The organism is Cellulomonas bogoriensis 69B4 = DSM 16987 (assembly GCF_000767165.1).
Classification (GTDB): domain Bacteria; phylum Actinomycetota; class Actinomycetes; order Actinomycetales; family Cellulomonadaceae; genus Actinotalea; species Actinotalea bogoriensis.
The window spans coordinates 1-1,642 of record NZ_AXCZ01000311.1 but is presented as its reverse complement, the minus strand read 5'-3'; the positions used below and the strand labels follow the sequence as shown (position 1 = coordinate 1,642).

The following is a 1,642-nucleotide window of genomic DNA, read 5'->3' as shown; positions in this document are numbered from 1 at the left end:
ACCAGGGGTGGGTCGCCTCGGGTCGCGTCCGAGCCTTCACCACCATCGACGGCTCCACCCTCCACGGCAGCCACCTCGGGTGGGAGCCCACCGTCCTGGGGGCATCGGACGGGCAGTCCGTCACGGCGGGCCCGGCGGTCGCGGGGACGCTGAGCGAGGGGCCCGGTCTCTCGGCCTGGCGTGTCCTGGGGCAGGCGACCGAGGGCGCCGGACGTGGCACCGCGCAGCTCGGGGCAGGGCTCCTCCTGGAGGCGCCCACCACCCTGACGGCCGGCACCTACACCGGGATGCTCATCCTGACCGTCATCTGACCGCAGCCACCCTGGACCCCCGGACGCGCTCCGGGGGTCCACGGTGCGCCCGAGGAGAGGGCTCATGCCCGCACACCGCTCATCCCCCCGTGTGGTCCGCTCGACATCGCGCCGCGCATGGCGCGCCGCACGTGCCCCCCTGACCGCCCTGGCCCTCACCACGGTCCTGACCGGCGGTGCCGTCCCACCCGAGGCCACCGTCGAGGACGCCCAGCCCGAGCCCGCACCGTCGACCTGGTCGGTCGCACCCGCCTCGGCCGAGGGCCCGGACGGACGCCCCCGGTTCGAGTACGTGGTGGAGCCGGGCCACAGGTACGACGACCACGTCGCGGTCCGCAACGTCGGCACCGAACCGCTGCAGCTCGAGGTCTACGCCGCCGACGCCGCGAGCGGCGAGATCGACGCGTTCACGGTCCTCGCCGCGGACGAGCCCTCACGCGAGGTCGGCACCTGGGTGGACCTCCCCTCCCAGCAGGTGGAGGTCCCACCCCGCGACGTCGTGCTCATCCCCTTCAGCATGACGATCCCCGTCGACGTCGAGCCCGGTGACTACGCCGGGGGAGTGGTCGCCGTGATGCACACCGACGGTGCGGGCGACGCGGCCGGGATCGACGTGCAGACGCGGGTGGGGACACGCGTCTACGTGCGGGTCGCCGGGCCCGTCGAGCCCGCCCTCAGCGTGGAGACCGTCACCGCCACGTACGCCCACGCGGTCAACCCCGCCCGCCCCGGCCACGGCGTCGTCGGCTACACCGTCGTCAACACCGGCAACGTGCGCCTCGACGCCGTCCCCGTCGCGTCGGTCAGTGCCCCGTTCGAGGTGTGGGACGGGTCCGCCGAGGGCCCGGGGACGGTCGACCTCTTCCCGGGGATGGCCGTGTCCGGCTCGGTCGAGCTGCCCGTCGCCGCCCTCGGGCCGATGTCCGTCGAGGTCGTGGTCGAGCCGACGTCCTCGGCCGGGCAGCAGATCACCGTCGATCCGGCCGCCGGGCGCACCACCCTGTGGGCCGTGCCGTGGTCCGGGCTCGTCGCCCTCGCGCTCGTCCTGCTCGTGGTCGGCTCCGCGGTCCAGGCCCGTCGCCGGGTGCGGCGGCTGAACGCAGACGCTCCCGCCCCCCGCTCATGACCCGCATGCGATCGCTCGCCGCCGGCCTCGTGGTCCTCGCCCTGGCGGGATGCGCCACGACCACGACCGGCACGCCGGAGGTGACCGTGGTCGCGACCACCCCGGTCCTGGCGGACCTGGCCGCGAACGTCGCCGGGGACCGTGCCAGGGTCGTGCCGCTCGTCCCGCCGGGGGCTGACGCCTCGCTCCACGAGCCGTCGCTGCG

General features: G+C 75.3%; 3 protein-coding genes. All 3 read left to right on the top strand.

Going from position 1 to position 1,642, the window contains the following annotated elements; genetic code table 11:
• A partial coding sequence (locus tag N869_RS18035; RefSeq protein ID WP_408606371.1) for a hypothetical protein occupies nt 1-311 on the top strand: 311 nt, incomplete at its 5' end.
• Nucleotides 312-375: 64 nt separating this feature from the next.
• Nucleotides 376-1,437: a hypothetical protein gene (locus N869_RS14940; protein WP_156968594.1), complete on the top strand. Its 1,062-nt coding sequence runs from the start codon at nt 376-378 to the stop codon at nt 1,435-1,437.
• Nucleotides 1,438-1,442: 5 nt separating this feature from the next.
• A partial coding sequence (locus N869_RS14935; RefSeq protein ID WP_232229814.1) for a metal ABC transporter solute-binding protein, Zn/Mn family occupies nt 1,443-1,642 on the top strand: 200 nt, incomplete at its 3' end.